12 protein-coding genes are annotated in these 19,080 nt (G+C 71.9%); 7 read left to right on the top strand and 5 right to left on the bottom strand.

Going from position 1 to position 19,080, the window contains the following annotated elements; all coding sequences use genetic code 11:
• Positions 1–520: 520 nt before the first annotated feature.
• The gene (locus tag WMF31_RS17840) at positions 521–1,057 is read right to left on the bottom strand and encodes a chorismate--pyruvate lyase family protein (RefSeq protein WP_436603099.1); all 537 of its coding nucleotides are present in this window, start codon (positions 1,055–1,057) and stop codon (positions 521–523) included.
• Between the two features lie 540 nt (positions 1,058–1,597).
• Here WMF31_RS17840 and WMF31_RS17835 point away from each other — a divergent pair.
• Positions 1,598–2,062, top strand: a complete 465-nt coding sequence (locus WMF31_RS17835; protein ID WP_436603098.1) for a ferritin family protein — start codon at positions 1,598–1,600, stop codon at positions 2,060–2,062.
• 2 nt (positions 2,063–2,064) lie between these two features.
• Positions 2,065–2,868 carry a family 1 encapsulin nanocompartment shell protein gene (locus WMF31_RS17830; protein ID WP_436603097.1) on the top strand — a complete coding sequence of 268 codons (804 nt, stop codon included), beginning with the start codon at positions 2,065–2,067 and terminating at the stop codon, positions 2,866–2,868.
• Positions 2,869–2,950: 82 nt separating this feature from the next.
• On the opposite strand, the gene WMF31_RS17825 is transcribed toward WMF31_RS17830, so the two are convergent.
• Positions 2,951–4,291 (bottom strand): hypothetical protein, encoded by a 1,341-nt coding sequence (locus WMF31_RS17825; protein ID WP_436603096.1) that lies wholly within the window; start codon positions 4,289–4,291, stop codon positions 2,951–2,953.
• Between the two features lie 425 nt (positions 4,292–4,716).
• Between WMF31_RS17825 and WMF31_RS17820 the strand changes: the two genes are divergently transcribed.
• The 5 genes from WMF31_RS17820 (at position 4,717) to WMF31_RS17800 (ending at position 12,830) form a co-directional block, all read left to right on the top strand.
• On the top strand, positions 4,717–5,973 hold the full coding sequence (locus WMF31_RS17820) for an efflux RND transporter periplasmic adaptor subunit (protein ID WP_436603095.1): 1,257 nt from the start codon (positions 4,717–4,719) through the stop codon (positions 5,971–5,973).
• A gap of 25 nt (positions 5,974–5,998) precedes the next feature.
• A complete protein-coding gene (locus WMF31_RS17815; RefSeq protein ID WP_436603094.1) occupies positions 5,999–9,145 on the top strand; it encodes a multidrug efflux RND transporter permease subunit in 3,147 nt (1,048 codons plus the stop codon).
• A gap of 276 nt (positions 9,146–9,421) precedes the next feature.
• The gene (locus WMF31_RS17810; RefSeq protein ID WP_436603093.1) at positions 9,422–11,011 is read left to right on the top strand and encodes a serine/threonine-protein kinase; all 1,590 of its coding nucleotides are present in this window, start codon (positions 9,422–9,424) and stop codon (positions 11,009–11,011) included.
• A gap of 53 nt (positions 11,012–11,064) precedes the next feature.
• Positions 11,065–12,042: a tetratricopeptide repeat protein gene (locus WMF31_RS17805; RefSeq protein WP_436603092.1), complete on the top strand. Its 978-nt coding sequence runs from the start codon at positions 11,065–11,067 to the stop codon at positions 12,040–12,042.
• Between the two features lie 35 nt (positions 12,043–12,077).
• On the top strand, positions 12,078–12,830 hold the full coding sequence (locus WMF31_RS17800) for a hypothetical protein (protein WP_165373275.1): 753 nt from the start codon (positions 12,078–12,080) through the stop codon (positions 12,828–12,830).
• Positions 12,831–12,911: 81 nt separating this feature from the next.
• Here the strand turns inward: WMF31_RS17800 and WMF31_RS17795 are convergent, their stop codons facing one another.
• From WMF31_RS17795 to drmA, 3 genes are all read right to left on the bottom strand, one after another.
• Positions 12,912–13,658: a phospholipase D-like domain-containing protein gene (locus WMF31_RS17795; protein ID WP_436603091.1), complete on the bottom strand. Its 747-nt coding sequence runs from the start codon at positions 13,656–13,658 to the stop codon at positions 12,912–12,914.
• Positions 13,659–13,729: 71 nt separating this feature from the next.
• Positions 13,730–15,595 (bottom strand): DrmB family protein, encoded by a 1,866-nt coding sequence (drmB, locus tag WMF31_RS17790; RefSeq protein WP_436603090.1) that lies wholly within the window; start codon positions 15,593–15,595, stop codon positions 13,730–13,732.
• A complete protein-coding gene (gene drmA / locus WMF31_RS17785) occupies positions 15,595–19,026 on the bottom strand; it encodes a DISARM system helicase DrmA (protein WP_436603089.1) in 3,432 nt (1,143 codons plus the stop codon). The genes drmB and drmA overlap by 1 nt, the downstream gene beginning before the upstream one ends.
• Positions 19,027–19,080 lie beyond the last annotated feature (54 nt).

Here is a 19,080-nt window from a genome sequence, read left to right as displayed (position 1 = left end):
CGCCCGCGGCGCCCGCCGGAAGGCGCCTCTTTCGGAGCTCGGACGCCCTCGCGGCCTCGGGGGGCTCGACCTCCCCGGGCGACGTGACGAATCGGCCGCCCGCGAGCGAACGACGCAATGCCTGATCAGCGGTCTCCATGAGGATTCCTGCGACGTAAGCGAATCACAAGAGCGTGTTGCAACAGCCCCCGCGGGCGCACAAACCACCACCCTACCGCGGGCGCAAGGGCGCGAAATCACTGCCCCTTCGTGGACACGGAACGCGAACGGGAGCGCTATACACCATCGAATCGAGAGTATGTCAAGGCACAGTTGAAATAACCGAATGCCGCGAGGCAGGCATGCGCCATTCCGATAACGAGATGACGTCATGAGCCATGGGAGCGACAACCACCACGATCTCGCACCATCCCCTCCAGCGATGTACCCGAGAAGATCAAGCAAACTCACGTGAACCCATGTTAAGTTGTGCAAATCGACGCGAGCCCGATGGAACGATCCTTGATTCATCCGACAGAGCCTAGAGCTGCGTGGCGACGAGCTCAGCCTGGGTGATGCTCACGGGGAACGTCTCGATGAGGTGGGCGACCGCGGCGCCGTCGTCGAGCCGCATCACGTAGCTGCGCCGCACCGCGCGGGTCGCGGGCGGCAGGCCATCGAAGAATGGGCAGAGCTCGCCGAGGTGCTGGTCGACCCCGAAGAGATCGGTCCGGACGATGCGGACCTGCGCGTCGTGGAGGAGCCGCCCGAGCGGGATATCCGAGCGGAGCAGCCCCATGCGCACCGCCACCGGCAGCCGGCGCACCGCAATGCTGGTCGTGGCGTGCAGGTAGGCGCGACCCGACGTCGCGCCGCGCAGCAGGACCGATCGACGAAGGACCTCCTCGTCGGGAGCCCATAGCCCGCGATCGGCCGCCCCGTCGCTGCGCTCGACCGGGGTGAGCACCTGGCGGAGCACCTGCGCACGGACCGGCTCGCCGGCGAGCCGTTCGAGGAGCGTGGTCACGTTCGAGCCGGGAGCGTCCGATGCGTCGGGCCAGAGGGAACGAAGCGACATGCAGGCATCCTTGCGGAGCTGAAGGTGATAGCTCCGTGTCGCAAATGTTAATTTTTGATAAATTTCACCCGTCCAGGACCACCCGCGTGGCGCGAGAAATACAGCGCCGGGGCTGGAGCCGCGAGTATCCTCGGCTCCAGCGCATTGCAGCGACCTCGTCGCAGGGACCCCCGGTGCGCGCGTACTCCTGCCATGGCCGCGGTGGCAGCACAGAAGGGCGAAAGCGGCCCTGAACCTAGTCCATGATTTCTCCATTTTCAAGCGGCCGATATGACCTGATGAAGGGATGATTGTTGCTGCTCGGAGCTGTCGGCGGACGGCATGAGCACGCGATGACGGCTCGCCGTTCAACCCCGGCGCTGTCGACGACACGAAGACGTCGCGCCCGCGCCGGCGACCAGCGCGGCTGAGCTCCGACAACGCTGCCGAGCTCCTCTGCAACCGAGCTCCTCTGCGACGCTGCCGAGCTCCTCCGCAACGCCGCGTCTGGCCGGCGTCGCGCGCGCTCGGCGAACCCCGCGCCGCGTGATACACAGCGAGATGTCGAGCGAGAACTATCATGAGCCGCTCGAGCTCCTGTCGGACGCGACCAAGGAGCGGCACCGCGCGATCGTGTCGCTCATCGAGGAGCTCGAGGCCATCGACTGGTACCAGCAGCGCGCCGAGGCGTGCGTGGACGCGGAGCTCCGCGACGTGCTGCTCCATCACCTCGAGGAAGAGGTGGAGCACGCGATGATGAACATCGAGTGGCTCCGGCGGAACGACCGCCTCTTCCGGGAGAAGATCGGTATCTACGTGGGCAGCCAGGGGCCGATCGTCGAGGTGGAGGCCGCCGAGGAGGCCGCGAAGCTCGGCGCCCCGGCGGGCCGGCTCGCGGCCGCGGAGGCGGCGAGCGACGAGGGGGACGCGCGGCGGCCGCCCGCCGAGGAGGCGCGGCCCGGGGCGGCGGGGGGCGGGCCGGCGCGCCGCGGCGCCCTCGGCATCGGGAGCCTGAAGGGAGCCTGATCATGGATCTGCTCAAGCGTGAGCTCGCGCCCATCCTCCCCGCCGCGTGGGATCTCGTCGATCACGAGGCCGCGCGGGTGCTCAGGCTGCACCTCGCCGGCCGCAAGCTCGTCGACTTCTGCGGTCCGTTCGGCTGGGAGCGCGCCGCGGTCAACACGGGCCGCCTGCGCCTCCTCGAGCAGGATCCCGCGTACAAGATCGCCGCCGGCATCCGCCTCGTGCGGCCGCTCGTCGAGCTCCGCGCGCCCTTCCGCCTCGAGCTCGCCGAGCTCGACGCGGTCGGCCGCGGCGCGGTGGATCCGGACCTGGACGAGGTCGTGCGCGCCGCCGAACGCGTGGCGCGGTTCGAGGACGGCGCGCTCTTCAACGGGCTCGCGGCCGCGGGGATCGAGGGGATCCTGGAGGCCGCGCCGCACGAGCCCGTGAGCGTCCCGGCGCCGGAAGCGTGGCCGCGCGCGGTGGTCGCGGCGAAGGAGGTGCTCCGCGGCGCGGGCGTCGGCGGCCCGTACGGGCTCGCCCTCGGCTCGAAGGCGTACGACGAGGTGGCCGCGGCCTCGGAGGACGGTTATCCGCTCCTCAAGCACATCGAGCGCCAGATCATCGACGGGCCGATCGTGTGGGCGCCCGCGCTCGAGGGCGCCGCGCTCCTGAGCACGCGCGGCGGCGACTTCGAGCTGACCGTCGGGGGGGACCTGGCCATCGGCTACGAGCGGCACGACAAGGACGTCGTCGATCTCTTCCTGACCGAGAGCTTCACCTTCCGCGTGCTCGAGCGCGCCGCGGCCGTCGCCCTGCGGCGGGGCTGAGGCGAGAGGCCCCTCGTCTGCTGGACATCGCTCCGGAGGCGGAGCCCGGCCGCCTCCGGCCCCCCCCCCCGCGCGCGGGCCGTCAGAACTGGTACAGGCCGCCCGCCTCGACGCCCCAGCCCAGTCGGTCGGCCTCCAGCTCTGCCGCGGCCGCCGGATCGAGCTTGTGGCGCGTGAGCATCAGGGACGGCTCGACGACGAACGAGAGCCCCTTCATGGGCGCGAAGGCGTAGCCCGCGCGCAGGGTCACGTTGCGCTCGATGCCGGGACCATTGCCGCCCACACGCACGGGCGCGGTGGCCGGCGCGGCGCCGGTCGCCGGGGTCCCGGGCGTGTAGCCGAGCCGCATCTCGTCGGTGCTTTGCACCGCCGCGGCCCCCGCGACGAGGTGCACCGCGTGGGCGTCGAGGAACGTGAGCTTGCCCGACACCCAGCCGCCGACCTCGGCGACGTCGTTCGTGCGGTAGCCCTGCCCGAGCGTCAACAGGCCCAGGTTGGCGAGGTTCTGGCCGCCGTACGCCTCGGCCCGCACGTTCAGCGCGCCGGCCGTGAGCTCCGCGAACAGGTTGCCGCCGAACGCCGTCCGCGCCGCCTCGGACTCCTGGTTCGCGTCGAAGGTGAGCCGCGTGCCGATCACCGAGGCGCCCACCCACGCGCTCTTCTCGGCGCGATAGCTCGCGCGCAGCGCGACGGTGGGCGTGCGCGAGTACTCCACGTTGTTGAGGAGGGCCGTGACGTTCTGGCCGACCAGGCCGAGCGCGGCGCCCACCTCGACGCTGCCGAGGCTCGCGACGTACATGAGCTGGTGCCGCACGAAGCCCGAGTTCCCGGACTGAAAGAGCGCGCCCACGAGGTTGTACGTGTGCGTGTTCAGCGGCGAGAACAGGTCCCAGGTCTGACCGAGCGTGAGCTTGTGCCCGTCCGCGGGAGACCAGTCCACGAACGCCTGGCGCACGCGGAGGCTCGTCGCCTGCGCCGGCGAGGACTTCGAGAGATCCACGAAATCGACCTCGATCTGCCCCTTCACGGGCGTGCCCTCCCCGACGGCCACGCCGACGCGCGTCTGCTGCGCCTGGAAGCTCAGGCCGACGGCGTCCGGATCGGCGAGGAACAGCGGATTCACCGCGGCCGTGGGGGCGACATAGTTCGGGCTGCCGAAGGACTCGAGGCCGTTCCCCACGACGATCGTGGGCTTGATGATGCCGTAGAGGCGAATGAGAGGCTTGTCGTCGGGCGCCTTCCGCTCGACCGGAGGAGGAGCAGGACGGGGCTCCGCCCCGGAGGGCGGCGCGGGCGCGGGCTCGACCGGCGCAGCCTGCTCCGGCGGATCCGCCGCTTGCGCATCGGCCGTGGCCGGAGCAGCGACCCCGGCCAGCGAGAGCGATACGACGAGGGTTGCGCTGGGCGTCTTCCAGGTGCTCATGAGAATCTCCTCTGGCGGCGATCGGATACGCGGGCTCAGTCCTGTTGAGATCTCGTGGATATCGGCGTCGACGCGACACGCTCGCGTTGCCGAGCCGTCACGCTCCGTCGCTCGCTCGCGGGGATAGCCGATCATCGGCCCGCGCTGAACAGCAATCCTCGCCGACGCGCGAGATCGTCGCGGCCCCTGCGCGTCCGCTCGCGCGAGCGGCATTCGCCCCGGGCCGGAGGCTCCCGGCGGGGCGTCACCGCTCGAGGCGCCCTCGCGACGTCCGTGGGCGCCGGCGCGCTCACGCTCCGGGGCCTATCCCGCTCGGCGCTCGGGCGGCCCCGGAGGTTGAAAGCACCCCTCGATTGCAGTACGTCAGGGCGAAATCACGGGGCGACACCCTCCGTGGCCCCCCCGAGCCAGGCTGAATGTGACGTATGATCGATCTACGTAAGCTCGGCGGGCTCCTCCCGGCCGCCCTCCTCCTCGGCGCGTGCCGCGCCGCGCCCGACGCGCCGCCGCCGCCCCCGCCCGAGGTCAGCGTCATCGAGGTCGCGATGGAGCCCGTCACCCTCCGCGACGAGCTCCCCGGCCGCGTCGCCCCCCTCCGCCTGGCGCAGGTGCGCGCGCGCGTCGCGGGCGTCGTCCTGAAGCGCAGCTTCGCCGAAGGGAGCGAGGTCAAAGAGGGCCAGACGCTCTTCGTGATCGACCCCGCGCCGTTCAAGGCCGCCGTCGACAGCGCCCTCGCCGCCCTCGCCAAGGGGCAGGCCAACCTCGGCCACGCCGAGGCGCGGGCGAAGCGGGCCGGCGCGCTCGCGCAGGAGGGGCTGGTCAGCCGCGAGGCGTACGACGACGCGATGACGGCGCAGGCCATGGCCCGCGCCGAGATCGCCCAGGCGCGCTCGGCGCTCGCGCTGGCCCGCCTGAACCTCGGCCACGCGACCGTGACGGCCCCGATCAGCGGCAGGATCGGCGGCGCGCTCGTCACCGAGGGCGCGCTCGTCGGCCAGGCCGAGGCGACGCCGCTCGCCGTCATCCAGCAGATCGACACGGTCTACGTCGACATCAAGCAGCCCGCCTCGCAGCTCACGCGCCTGCGCCGCGCCGCGCTGGGCGGCGCGGCCAGGGGCGAGGCGGGCGAGCACGCCGCGATCCTCGTGCTCGACGACGGGGGCGAGTACCCCGAAAAGGGCGAGCTGCTCTTCTCCGACATCAGCGTCGATCCCGGCACCGGCGAGGTGACGCTGCGCGCGCGCTTCCCGAACCCCGACCGGCTGCTCTTGCCCGGCATGTTCGTGCGCGTGAAGCTCGCCAAGCACGTCGACCAGGCGGCCCTCACGGTGCCGCAGCAGGCGGTCGGGCGCGACGGCGGCGGCAACGCGACGGTCGTCGTCGTCCAGCCCGACGGCAAGACGGCCGTGCGCCAGATCCAGACGGGCGGCGTCGATCGCGACCGCTACATCGTCACGTCCGGCCTGAGCGCCGGCGACAAGGTCGTGGTCGAGGGCCACCAGAAGGTCGCCCCGGGCGCCGAGGTCCGCGCCGTCCCCTTCACGCCCGCGCCCGCCGCCTCGGCCGTCACACCCGCGTCCACGACCTCGGCGATCGCGCCCGCGCCCGCCGCCTCGGCCGTCGCGCCCGCGTCCACGACCTCGGCGATCGCGCCCACGCCCGCCGCCTCGGCGGCGCGCTGAGATCGACGGAGCAGATCGAGCCAGCATGTCGCGCTTCTTCATCGACCGGCCCATCTTCGCGGTGGTCATCGCGATGTTCATCGCGCTCCTCGGGGCGATCGCGCTGCCGCGGCTCCCCGTGACGCAGTACCCGTCGGTCGCGCCGCCGACCGTCACCATCTACACGAGCTATCCCGGCGCGACGCCGCAGACGCTCGACCAGAGCGTCGTCAGCCTGATCGAGCGCGAGCTGACGAGCGCCAAGCGCCTGCTCTACTTCCAGTCGTCGAGCGACACCTCCGGGACGGCCCAGATCACCGCGACCTTCCTGCCCGGCACCGACCCCGATCTCGCGCAGATCGACGTCCAGAACCGGATCAAGGCGGTCGAGCCCCGCCTGCCCGCGCCCGTGAGGCAGGCCGGCCTCTTCGTCGAGGCCTCGACGTCGAGCTTCCTGATGGTCGTCAGCCTGTCGTCGCGCGACGGCAGCCTGAGCCCCACCGCGCTCGGCGACATCCTCGCCCGCTCCGTCATCGACGAGCTCAAGCGGGTCCCGGGCGTCGGGCGCGTGCAGCTCTGGACGAGCGAGCGCGCGATGCGGGTCTGGATCGATCCGACCAGGCTCGCGGCGCTCTCGCTCTCCCCCGCCGACGTGACGGCCGCCATCGCCGCGCAGAACGTCCAGTTCGCGTCGGGCCGCATCGGCGACCTGCCGAGCCCGCCGACGCAGCAGATCAGCGCCGCGCTCATCGCCGAGGGGCAGCTCGAGACGCCCGAGGACTTCGGGGCGATCGTGCTCCGCGCGAAGCCCGACGGGTCGCGCGTGCTCCTCCGCGACGTCGCGACGATCGAGATCGGCGCGCAGAGCGCGCTGTCGTCGTCGCGGAGCAACGGCAAGCCCGACGCCGCGATCGGCATCCAGCTCGCGAACGGCGCGAACGCGATGAAGACCTCCGACCTCGTGCGCGCCCGCATGGAGGAGCTCTCGCGGGGCCTGCCGCCCAACGTGACCTACAGCGTGCCCTACGACACGGCGCCCTTCGTCAGGATCTCGGTCCGCAAGGTGATCCAGACCCTGGCCGAGGCCATGGTGCTCGTGTTCGTGGTGATGTTCCTGTTCCTGCAGAACATCCGCTACACGCTCATCCCGGCGATCGTGGTGCCGCTCGCGCTGCTCGGCACGTGCGCGGTGATGCTCCTCGCCGGCGCGTCGATCAACATGCTGAGCCTGTTCGGGATGGTGCTCGCGATCGGCATCATCGTCGACGACGCGATCGTCGTGGTCGAGAACGTCGAGCGGCTGATGGCCGAGGAGGGGCTGTCCCCGCGCGAGGCGACGCGGAAGGCGATGGCGGAGATCTCGGGCGCCGTCGTCGGCATCACGCTCGTGCTCTCGGCGGTGTTCGTGCCGATGGCGTTCGCGTCGGGCTCGGTGGGCGCGATCTACCGGCAGTTCTCGATGTCGATGGCGGTCTCGATCCTGTTCTCGGCGTTCCTGGCGCTGACCTTGACGCCGGCGCTCTGCGCGGTCCTGCTCGAGCCCGTCCCCGCCGGTCACGCGAGGCGCCGCGGCCCGCTCGGCTGGTTCAACGCCGGCTTCGAGCGGCTCACCTCCGGGTACCGGCGGTGGGTCGCGGGCTCGCTCGACCGGCGCGCCCGGATGCTGCTCGGGTTCACGATCGTGGTCGCGACGCTCGGCCTGCTCTACGTCCGGCTGCCGACCGGCTTCTTGCCGGAGGAGGATCAGGGGCTCGTGATCGCCGCCGTGGAGCTCCCGCCCGAGGCCACGCAGCACCGCACGCTGAAGGTGGTCGAGCAGGTGGAGGCGCACTACCTCTCCCGCCCCGCGGTCGGCAGCACGGCGGCCTTCCCGGGCTTCGGCTTCTCGGGGTCGGGGCAGAACGTGGCGACGATCTTCCTGAACCTGAAGGACTGGGACGAGCGCCCGGACGGCGCGACGGCCCAGTCCGAGGCCGCGCTGGCGAACGCGGAGCTCGGCCGGATCCGCGACGGCGTGGTGTACAGCCTGGTGCCGCCGCCGATCATGGAGCTCAGCAACACCTCGGGCTTCAGCCTGAAGCTGCAGGACCGGGGCGGTCGCGGGAACGCGGCGCTCGTGGCGGCGCAGCAGCGGCTCATCGAGCTCGCGTCGGCGAGCCCCGTCCTCACGCAGGTGCGCGCCGAGGCGCAGGCCGACGCCGCGCAGATCCGGCTGCGGATCGACCGGCAGAAGGCGAGCGCGCTCGGCGTGAGCTTCGAGCGCGCGGCCGCGGCGCTGTCGACGGCGCTGAGCCCGACCTACGTGAACGATTTCCCCAACCAGGGGCGGCTGCAGCAGGTGATCGTGCAGGCCCACGCGGCGAGCCGGATGCAGCTCGAGGACGTGCTGAGGCTGTCCGTGCCGAACGACGCCGGTCAGATGGTGCCGCTCTCCGCGTTCGCGACGGCGGCGTGGGAGCGCGGCCCGCTCCAGCTCGCGCGCTTCAACGGCTTCCCGGCCGTCGGGATCGGCGGCGCGCCGGCGCCCGGGCGGAGCAGCGGCGAGGCGATGGCCGAGATCGAGCGCCTGGCCGCGCAGCTCCCGCCCGGGTTCGGGGTGGAGTGGATCGGGCAATCGTACCAGGAGCGGCTGTCGGGGGCCGAGGCGCCGGCGCTGCTCGCGCTGTCGCTGATCGTGGTGTTCCTGGTGCTGGCGGCGCTCTACGAGAGCTTCGCGATCCCGCTCGCGGTGATCCTCGTGGTGCCGCTCGGGGTGGTGGGCGCGGTGCTGGCCATGACGGCGCGCGCGCTGCCGAACGACGTGTTCTTCAAGGTCGGGCTGATCACCATCATGGGGCTGTCGGCGAAGAACGCGATCCTGATCATCGAGTTCGCGAAGAGCCTGCACGAGCAGGGCAAGAGCGTGCGGGAAGCGGCGATCGAGGCGGCGCGCCTGCGCTTCCGGCCGATCCTGATGACGTCGCTGGCGTTCATCCTGGGCGTGGTGCCCCTGGTGTTCGCGAGGAACGCGGGCTCGGCCACGCAGCACGCCATCGGGACGGGGGTGTTCGGCGGCATGCTCACCGCGACGGTGCTCAGCATCTTCTTCGCGCCGCTGTTCTTCGTGCTGGTCAGCCGCCTGCGGCGCGGGAGGGCCGCCGGCGCCCCGCGAGGGCCGGAGTCCGGTCGAGCGGCCGAGAACCGCTCTGGGTGATCAGGGGACTCGGAGGCTGGCTCATCCCGCGGCGCGGGGCCGGTGCTCGGCCGATCGCCTCCGGCGCGCGCTCCCCGACAGCATGGGGCAGAATGCTACGGCAATGAGCCGGGGAGCGGCATCTTTCCAGTGAGACCGATGATTGCTCTCCCGGCGGGCGTAAATGAAAGAGCCCTGGCGTTGACGGAGCTCCGCGGCAGCCGTTACGATTGCTTATGATTGCTGCGTCCTCCTGACGGTGGTCGCGTTGTCCTCATCAGCCCGGGGTGAGACGCCGTGAAGGAGCTCGATTCGCCGGTCCATGTGGGAGATGTCCTGCTCGGCAAGTACACGGTGGAGCGGCTCCTCGGCCGGGGCGGGATGGGGGTGGTCGTGGCGGCGCGCCACCGGGAGCTCGGTGAGCTCTTCGCCATCAAGCTCCTCTTGCCCCGGGCGCTCGCCGACGCCCAGGCCGCGGAGCTCTTCCTGCGCGAGGCGCGCGCCGCGGTGCAGCTGAAGGGCGAGCACATCGTCCGCGTCCATGACGTCGGCAGGCTGGAGACCGGCGCCCCTTACATGGTGATGGAGCACCTGGTCGGGTGCGACCTGCAGCAGATCGTCTTTGAGCGCGGGCCGCTGCCCGTTCGCGAGGCGGTGGACCACGTCCTGCAGGTCTGCGACGCGCTGGCCGAGGCGCACGCCCAGGGGCTCGTGCACCGCGACCTCAAGCCGGCCAACCTGTTCCTCACGCGCCGGCCGAGCGGGGCGCCGCTCGTCAAGGTGCTCGATTTCGGCATCTCCAGGCGGATCAAGCCCGACGCCACGGATCTGACGAACACCCTCGTCCTGCACGGCTCCCCTCTTTACATGGCGCCGGAGCAGATGAGACGCGCCAAGCGCGTGGACACGCGGAGCGACATCTGGTCGATGGGCGTGGTCCTGCACCACCTGGTGACGGGGATGATGCCCTTCCCCGCAGAGACGCTGACGGAGGTGGTGGCGCGCGTGCTGCAAGAGGAGCCGATCCTGCCCAGCCAGCAGCGGCCGGGGCTCCCCGACGCGCTGGACACCGTGGTGGCGCTGTGCCTGCAAAGGCGGCCGGAGCACCGGTTTCAGGCGATCGAGGAGCTGGCCGCCGCGCTGCGGGTGCTCACGTCCGAGAGCGGGCCGGAGGCCACGGCGCCTCTGGCCATGAGATCGGCCCCCGGCGCGGCGTCGACGCTGGCGGACACGCAGGCCGCGCTGGACCTGACGCCCGTGCGCCCGTCGCGGCCCACGGTGGAAGCGCCGGCGCCGACGTCGGGCCACGACATGGCGCGGACCCTCTCGGAGTCCGTCGACCGCGCAGCGCCGGCCGCGCGCTCGAGCGACTGGGCGTGGAGCAGGCTGCGCAGGTCCCCCGGGGGGGCGTCGATCGCGGGCGCGGCGCTGGCCGCGCTCGCCGCCGGGATCGGCTGGGTGGCCCTGTCGGGGCAGCAGCGGTCGGCTCCGGCAGCGTCGGCGAGCGTGGCGCAGGAGCGGCCCGCGCCGGTCGGGCCCCCGCCGGTCGCGCCCCCGCCGGCCGCGCCCCCGGCCGGCGTCGTGCCCCCGGCCGGAGAGGGGGCGCCTGCCCCGGCCACGGCGGACACCGCGACGCCCGGCGCCGTCGCCCAGTCGCCGGCGCCGGCCTCCGCCCCGACGCCGGCGCCGCCTCCGAGCGCCTCCGCGCCCCTGGCGCCGGCCGCGCCGGCGAGCGCGGCCAGCGAGCCGCCATGGCAGACGGCGCCCGTGCGCCGGCTGGGCTCGGCGCCGGCCCGGAGGCCCGTCACGCGGAGGGCGGCGGGCGCGGCCGCCTCCTCGACCGCGGCGCCGGCGGTGCCGCGCAGGAAGTACGAGGGAATCTACTGAGCACGTGCCCGCGCGGCAGCCCAGGCCGGACCAACGGGAGGAGTGGAGCACCGATGTTTTCAGCGGATCGAGGCGCTCGTGGGCTCGCCCCAGCCGCGCTCGTCGCGGCCCTGATCGCGCCCCGCCCGGCGCAGGCCCAGGAGGTCGACAGGCACGCCGCCTTGACCGCCCAGGCGCTCTACGATCAGGCCACCGCGGAGATGGATGCCGGGCGCTTCGCGAGCGCGTGCGGCAAGCTGGAGGAGGTCACGCGGCTCGTGCCGGACGGGCTGGGCGCCAAGCTGACGCTGGGCCAGTGCTACGAGGAGTGGGGGAAGCTCGCGAGCGCGTGGGCGCAGTACACGATGGTCGAGGCCCTCTCGGCCAAGGCCGGGCAGGCGGAGCGCTCGGCGCGCGCGGGCGCGTGGGCCGCGGCGCTCAAGCCCAGGCTCGCGACGCTGACGGTCGACGTCCCGGCGGCGGTGCGGGCCTATCCAGGGCTCGAGATCACGCGCGACGGCGTGCCGCTCGGCGAGGCGCAGTGGGGCGCGTCGCTGCCGGTGGACGCGGGAGCGCACGAGATCGTGGCGACGGCGAGGGATCGCAGGCCCTGGAGGGGGTCCGCCGTCGTGACGGCGGACGGCGAGGCGGTGTCGGTGGCGATCCCCGCCCTTTCGCCCGTCCCTGCGATCGTGCCCCAGCGAGCGCGATCCACGACGGGAGGCGCCCAGCGCGCCGCGGGTCTCGTGGTCGGGGGAGCGGGGCTGCTCGGGGCCGGCGTCGGTGTGTTCTTCGGGGTTCGCGCGGTGCTCAAGCGGGACGAGAGCAACGCGGATGGCCATTGCCACCATGGAAACATCTGCGATGACATCGGGTACGAGGCGCGCGAGCAGGCCGTCGCGGCGGGCGACATCAGCACGGTGATGCTCATCGCCGGCGGCGCCGCGCTCGCCGGCGGCGTCGCGCTGTTCCTGACGGCGCCGACGCCGGAGCGCCCGGGCGCGCACATCGCCCTGGGGCCGCGCGGGATCGCCCTGCGGGGGCGCTTCTGATGCGACGCCGCCGGCGCAGGACGGGTGGCGGAGCCGTGGCGCGCGTGCCCCTCGCGGCGGGCGCCGGCGCGCTCTGCGCCGCCGCGGTATGGCCCGGATGCAACGCGATCCTCGGGATCGAGGCGCCCGAGCGAGAGGGCGCGGGCGATCAGCTCGACTGCACCATGCTGGAGGTCGTGCCGGGGGAGCCCCTGGAGCTGTCGATGATCGACGACATGGAGGATGGAAACACCGCCATCCCAAAGGGTGACGGCGCAATCCCTCGGCAGGGGGTCTGGATCCTCTTCCACGACAACTCCGAGGACGGAGATCAACAACCTCCCCACCAGTCCAAGCTCGTCGAGGCGATGAGCCCCGCGCGCGGCGACAGCGAGAGGGGCGTGCACACGAGCGGCAACGAGCTCTTCACCGAGTGGGGAGCCGGCATCGGCATTCGCCTGAGCGGCTACTACGACGCGACCGCGTACCGTGGGGTCACCTTCTGGGCCCGCGCCGAGGAAGGGTCGTCCACGGACCTGTTCGTGACGCTCGTCGATCAGCAGACCGATAACGAGGGTGGGATCTGCGGTGACGACGAGGGGCAGGTGCCCTGCTACGACCATTTCCACACGATCGTCACCCTGACGCCCGACTGGAAGCACTTCAAGGTCCCTGCCGGGTGCCTCGTCCAGACCGGATATGGCGTCTTCGAGGCGCTCGCGCAGGACAGGATCCGGAACATCCAGTTCAGCTTCGGCCCGGGCCAGGCATTCGATATCTGGATCGACGACGTCGCGTTCTACAGGTGACCGCTTCGCCGGCGGGGCCGGCGGGAGGCCGCGCCGTTCGCCTGAACGTCGGGCTGACCCGCGGCCCCGACACGGAGCACCTCATGCCCTGACGACCACCGCCGCGTCCACCAGGTTCCACCATTGCCTCTCGAGGCTCGCGGCAAACCCCCGGTCCTCGATCGCCACGCCGGCCTCTAGATTCCGCGTCTGCCCTCGGTCCGTGAAGTTCGCGGAGGTGATGAGCGTGTACTCGTGATCGATCACGACGCACTTGGCGTGCAGGCTGACCGCGCTCTGCTTCTCCGCCGTCCGCGGGTCGAAGTACACGACCGGCCTCGGATCCCCGAACGGCCACATCAGCCGGTAGAACAGCGCCACGACCGCCCTCCCCCGCTCCACGTTCCCCTGCGCGGCCTCGAGCGGCGCCGACACCAGGGACCAGCTTTGCCCAGCGCCCTTGACCGCGTGCCGCAGCCGCTCCGCGAGCTGTCCCACGTCGACGAAGAGCTCCACCGTCACGCCATGGTCGGCCATGACCCGGTGCAGCGACGCGAACAGCTCCGCGCCGTGGTCGATCGAATACCCGGCGATGAGCACGTGCTCCCGCGCCCGCGCGAAGAGCTCGGGCAGGACGACCCGCGTGTGGCGGGAATGGCTGACGCCCGGGTCGTCGCCCGTCCAGACCAGGGTGAGCCTGGGTGTCTTCCGGTGCCGCCGCTCGGCGAGCGCGACGTCGACCAGCGCGCGAACGCCCTCCCGCCCGAGCCGGAGATAGGGCCTCAGCGGCTCCACGAGGTGCCCGAGGCCGCTGGCTCGCAGGCTCGTCTCGTTGATCGGTACGCGCACGCCCTCTCGGTCGAGAACGGCGACGAGTCCGAGCAGATCCTGCTCCGTGACGGCGGATAACCCCGGTCCCTTCACGGCCGGACCGAGAAGAAAGCGAGCTCGGGATCGTGCCCCATCGCCGGCGCGACGAGCGCTCGGTCCAGGTAGCGGTTGAACCGCTCGCACGCCGGCTCTGCGACGTACAGGCACCCGTGGCACGCGGCGCCCTCGAGGTGGCGCCCCGACTGATCCCTGGGCGAGTGGTGGGCGCACACGGGATCGCTGGAGCACAGCGAGGCCATGTCCCAGGCGCGGCGGAGGTGCCGCTCGATGAAGCGCCCCTGCTCGACGAGCCCTCCGAGCGTGCCCTCCGCGCCGCTCGTGCCCGTCATGATGAAGATCGCCGCCATCGGCAGGTCATCGTTCGCCGGCGCACAGTAGATGCGCTCGGACAGCGCGCTCGCGGAGTAGCCGCACTGGAGCGAGATCGAGGCCATCAGGAGGTGCGAGAGCGAGTGCAGCAGGTAAAACCGGGCTCCAGGGAACGCGGGCCCTCGACTGCTGCCCTTGAACTCCTGCTTGTACCCGTCCTCGAGCTCGTCCGCGCGCCGGATCACCGCCGGCCGGCCCTCCCATTCCTGCACCTTCGCCTCGTCGAGGCAGATCAACACGCCCTCGCCGAAGATCTCTGCCGCCGGCAGCCATGTCGTCGTGAGCCCGAGCGGCTGGAGGTTGCTCACGTCCTCGGTCTCGCCCTGGAGGTTCAGCGGCGTCGCCGACAGGCGGGTCAGGCCGATCTGCGCGCGCACCTGCCGCACCTTCTTGGCGAGCACGATGCGGCTCACCTTCGGCGGCAACGGATAACGCTTCGGCGGGAGGCGGCAGGCGAAGAAGTCGTCGTCCCGCGGCGGGAGCTGGCCGTCGATCTCGTCCCTCGCCTCGAGGAAGACCCTGTACTCCGCGGTCTTGAGCCCGTCCCGCGCCGGCGGCTTGCCCTTGCGGATCGTCTCGATGGCCGCCCACACCTGGTCGTCGCTGTGGCCGCGCAGCGCGTTGCGCACGGCGGCCACGACCTTGCGCAGCACCGGGAGATCCTCGCGCGTGACCTCCGTCACGACGTTCCACACGTCGGATTGCTTGACCTTGTTCTCGATCTCGCGCGCCTTGTCGGGGATCGACAGCGCGCTCATCCATTGCGAGAAGTACCCGCTGCTCGCCGTGCGGACGAGCAGGTTGAGCTTCTCCTGACACCCCTTCTCCTCGCGCCCCTCCGGCCCGAGCCACGGCCTCTCCCCGCGGCACTGCGGCAGGACCTTGGGCTCGCGCGCCTCCGAGAGCTTCCTCTCCGCGCCGCACACGCCGCAGCACACGCGGATATGGGCGAAGTCGCCGGACGCGTCCTCCTTGAGGTAGAGGTCCGGCGCGTCGCACCGCGCCTCCCGGGACGTGTGCACGAACCAGCTCCAGGGGAACTCGTCGAGGTGCCCCCGCTTGCACGTCGCCACGAACCGCACGGGGACACAGACCTCCTTCTGCGTGTTGGTGCAGTGATGGTAATAACGCCCCTTCTCCCGCTCGAGGTTCTTCGACGGGCCGAGCGCGCGGCAGCGCTGGCAGACGAACCACGACGGGAACTCGGCGACCTGGATGCCGCTGTACTGGGACGGCGCGTCGTCGTCGCCCGCGGGGGGCAGGCGGAACGCGCGGTTGATGCTCAGCTCGATCCCGAGCTTCGGGCCGACCTTGGCCACGATGGCGTCACGCAGGCGGGGCTCGTCGATGAAGCCCTGGTCCTTGTACCTGTCGTAACGCCAGAAGTCGGTGCCGCCGATGAGCACGGCGTGGTCGAGCAGGTCGACCATCGCGCCCGGGCCGAACGTCGTCACGACCTGGCTCAGCCGGATCTTCCCCTCGGGGGGCCTGTGCCCGCCCTTCGCGTTCTTCTTCGGCGTGGCCATCAGTCTTGCCTCCCCAGCCGGCGCCCGACGAGCCAGAGGTGCGCCGTGGACTCGACGTCTCGCAGCGAGGTCGGCGCCGCGAAGCGCCCATCGGCCGTGTCGGGGCCCGGGCGCTCCTCGTCGAGCGGCGTGTAGAGCAGCGGCTTGCCGCCGACCTTCTCCCGGTCGAACTTCGAATACCGGCGCTGCTTCGGCTCCTCGGGGGTCGAGCGCACGAGGTCGGTCCACGTGTCGAGCAGGTTGTGGCCGCGCAGGCGGAGCTCCTCCGCGAGCTTCTCCTGCCCGTCCTTTTGCAGCTCGGGCTGACAGCTCGCGCGCGCGGCGATCCGCTCGACCACGGCGTCCGCCAGGTGCCGGTTCGCCGGCAGCGCCATGGCGCCCCTCGGCGGGGTCAGGTCGTGCGACGCGAAGCGGATCATGGAGGTGAGCGTGCCCACGAGCCCCCGGTCGAGGGCGGGGCCCGAGAACGGCGTCACGCTCGTGGCCTCGACGAAGCGGTAAAAGCTCTCGTGGTAGGCGGCGAAGTGCTCGTAGTGCGAGCGGTCCCGCGACTTGTGGAGGTTGTACACGGTGACCACGAGCCCGGGCCACCTCTCCTGGCGGCCGACGCGGCTCGACGCCTGGATGTACTCGGCCGTCGTCTTCGGCTGGCCCGCGACCACCATGAGCCCGAGTCGATCGATGTCGACGCCGACCGAGATCATGTTGCTCGCGAGCAGCACGTTGATCGCCTCCGGATCGCGCCAGGGCTTGTTGAGCCGGTCCTTGGTGCGCTTCACCTTGTCCGTGTGCTCGCGGCTCGTCAGCTCGACCGGCTCGTCCCCGAGCTCCCGGTTTTCGAACCAGAGGTGCTTTCCCGTCGCGTTCAGGGGACGCGCGTCTTCCGCCTGCTTGGTGCGGGCGAGCACCTCGTCGTCGACCAGCCGGCGCATGCCGCCGAGCTCCCGGAGGCTGTTGAAGTAGCCGGCGAGCGTCATGTACGCGTCCGCCGTCTGGTCGGGCGGCAGCGACGGGTCATAGGCCTTCATCGCCCCGGCGAGCAGCGTCCGGTACACGCGCAGGAGGATCGCCTTCATGCTGCGCCCCTGCGCCGCGACGCCCACGTACTTGCGGCCGGGGCTCTTCCCGTCGACGGTCGCGAAGTACGTCTCCGAATCGTCGATGCCGGGCGGCGGGAACACGCTCACCGCGGCGGCCGGGCGGCCGAACAGGGCCTGGATCTGCGTATCGGCGCGGCGGACCGTCGCCGTCGCCGCCAGCACCTTGGGCCGCACGACGGAGGGCGCCGCCGTGGATCGGGGATCGGCGCTCGCCGGCCGCGAGCAGAGGGCGTCGACCGCGGTCTCGTAGAGACCCACCATCGTGCCGAGGGGCCCGGAGATCAGGTGAAGCTCGTCCTGCACGATGAGCTCGGGAGGGGCGAGGCCGCCGGGCAGGCTCTTCGCGGCGCGCGGCGGCTTCCCGTCCATCGGGCCGTAGAAGCGCCGGCCCCCGCGCGCGCTCGCCTTGCCGAACAGCATGCCGGCCTCGCCGCGCCAGGGCATCATCGCGAGCTTGTCGACCGTGGCGATGAGGAAGCTCGGCAGCTCGCGGTAGACCTGATCGTCGACGAAGACGACGGGGATGCCCTCGCTGTTGTTGGCGCACGAGAACTCGCACGTCTCGCTGGTGCAGCCGACCCGCACCTCGTCGGGCGCGGTCTTCGAGGGCAGGAGCGACAGGCTGTTCGGGCCGAGCTCCTTGCCGCACCACGGGCACGCGGGCAGCGGGCACGGATTGCCGTTCACGCCGAGCTTGAAGCCGGTGACGAGCCTGGACGCCTCCTCCATCGTGTTGGCCGTGGCGCTGCGCCCGACCCAGAGGCCGACCGAGAAGCGCGTATCACCGAGCACCGCGGGCCTCTTCCGGCGCTGCGACTCCAGCGCGCAGAGGAGCGTCGCCGCGCGGCCGAGCTGGTCGAGCGTGAGCAGGCGCAGGGTGTACCGGAGGAGCACGGCGACGCCGAGCCCGCCATCCGGCAGCTTCGCCCGCCGGAGGCGGCGGAGGAGCAGGCAAAAGGCGATCACGCCGAGGTACGCCTCGGTCTTGCCGCCGCCGGTCGGGAAGAAGATGAGCTCGACGCGCTCGCGGTCGGCGTGCTCGCCGTCGGCCACGCCGTTCAGGTTCATGAGCAGGAACGCGAGCTGGAACAGGCGCCACTCGGGGCGCTTGCCGCCCTGGTAGCGGGAAGGGCTCCTGTGCCTCGCGGCCTCGGCCATGGCCTCGTTGGCCATGCAGAACGCCTGGCGGATCTGCGCGTCGCTCGCGAGGAGCTCGATCCCCGCCTCGATGCGCCGCCGGGCCTCCTCGGCCTTGCGCATGAGCTCGTCGCGGGTCTCGGCGCGCTTGTCGCCCTCGACCTGCGTGCTCCGCTGCTTCTGGATCCAGGCGCCGTAGGCCGCCGGCAGGCGCTCCAGCCGCGCGCGCACGTCCTCTCCCCGCTCGAGCTTCGCGAGCTCGTCCATCGCGACGGTCACGCCCTCTTCCTCGTGGGCGACGACCCGCCGCACCTCGTATTCGGGCAGCCAGGTGGTCTTCACGCGCGTGACCGGGGGTCTGGGGGCAGAGCCCGGCTCGCCGGGCGAGCCCCCATCGCCGACCCCGCCCTGCCCCGGGGGCACCTCCACGGCGACGCCGTGGCCGACGGCGTACTCGACGCGCTCGCGAAACTGGAGATCGGCGACCTTCTGATCCCACTGGTCGCTGTCCTCGTCGGAGAAGTTCGGCCGCGGGACGATGCCCTCCGCGCATTCGATCTCCAGCTCGACCTGGAAGATCATCTGCTCGTCGCGCCGGCCCTTGTCGCCCTGTCCGCGCCGGTTCACGACGAAGAGCGCGAGCGCCTGTGTCCCTTCCGGGATGCCCCGGGCGCGCTCGACGGCCTTGACCTGGCCATAAAGCATGATGCCCACGGTGTCCTGGAGGCGGATGCCGCTCTGGAGGATCCGCGCGTCGAGCGGCACCTCGGTGACGATCGTCTGCCGGGGTTTCCGCTTCCAGACGCGGTGTCCCCGCCCGCGCCCCTCGGGCTTCACGGTGTCGGGAGAGTACTCGGCGAAACGCACGGTGGCCTTGACCGCGCGAGTCTCCCTCGGGACGAGCACGCTCATGCCGATGGAGGCCGGCCACAGGTTCGGGCGCTTGTCCTCGGGCTCCTCGCCGCCGCCCTGGTTCTCCTCCTCGGGCTCGTCGGGCCCGGCGCCGAGGCCGTCGTCGGCGGTGTCGTCCTCGGGCGAGCGCTCTTCCTCCGACGCGAGGAAGCCGGTGAGGTAGTGCCGGGACGGCGGGAGCTCCAGGATCTCCTGCTCGGCGATGGCCCCCTCGTCGAGCTGGTAGGGGCCGACGAGATCGGCGTGGAGAGCGCGGACGAGGTGGTCTCGGGGAGCGGTCACGTCGGGCATGCGGGCTCCCCAGCGTATCAAGCGCGGCGTGGGACCGGAACCCGC

Source organism: Sorangium sp. So ce1036, assembly GCF_051369805.1.
Taxonomy (GTDB): Bacteria; Myxococcota_A; Polyangia; order Polyangiales; family Polyangiaceae; genus Sorangium; species Sorangium cellulosum_F.
This window is presented reverse-complemented; position numbering and strand designations above follow the sequence as displayed.

Coding starts and splice junctions, on each gene's coding strand:
- drmB (WP_436603090.1), bottom strand. CDS start 15,595: ATGGCCACGCCGAAGAAGAACGCGAAGGGCGGGCACAGGCCCCCCGAG.
- WMF31_RS17835 (WP_436603098.1), top strand. CDS start 1,598: ATGTCGAGCGAGAACTATCATGAGCCGCTCGAGCTCCTGTCGGACGCG.
- WMF31_RS17820 (WP_436603095.1), top strand. CDS start 4,717: ATGATCGATCTACGTAAGCTCGGCGGGCTCCTCCCGGCCGCCCTCCTC.
- WMF31_RS17840 (WP_436603099.1), bottom strand. CDS start 1,057: ATGTCGCTTCGTTCCCTCTGGCCCGACGCATCGGACGCTCCCGGCTCG.
- WMF31_RS17830 (WP_436603097.1), top strand. CDS start 2,065: ATGGATCTGCTCAAGCGTGAGCTCGCGCCCATCCTCCCCGCCGCGTGG.
- WMF31_RS17815 (WP_436603094.1), top strand. CDS start 5,999: ATGTCGCGCTTCTTCATCGACCGGCCCATCTTCGCGGTGGTCATCGCG.
- WMF31_RS17805 (WP_436603092.1), top strand. CDS start 11,065: ATGTTTTCAGCGGATCGAGGCGCTCGTGGGCTCGCCCCAGCCGCGCTC.
- WMF31_RS17825 (WP_436603096.1), bottom strand. CDS start 4,291: ATGAGCACCTGGAAGACGCCCAGCGCAACCCTCGTCGTATCGCTCTCG.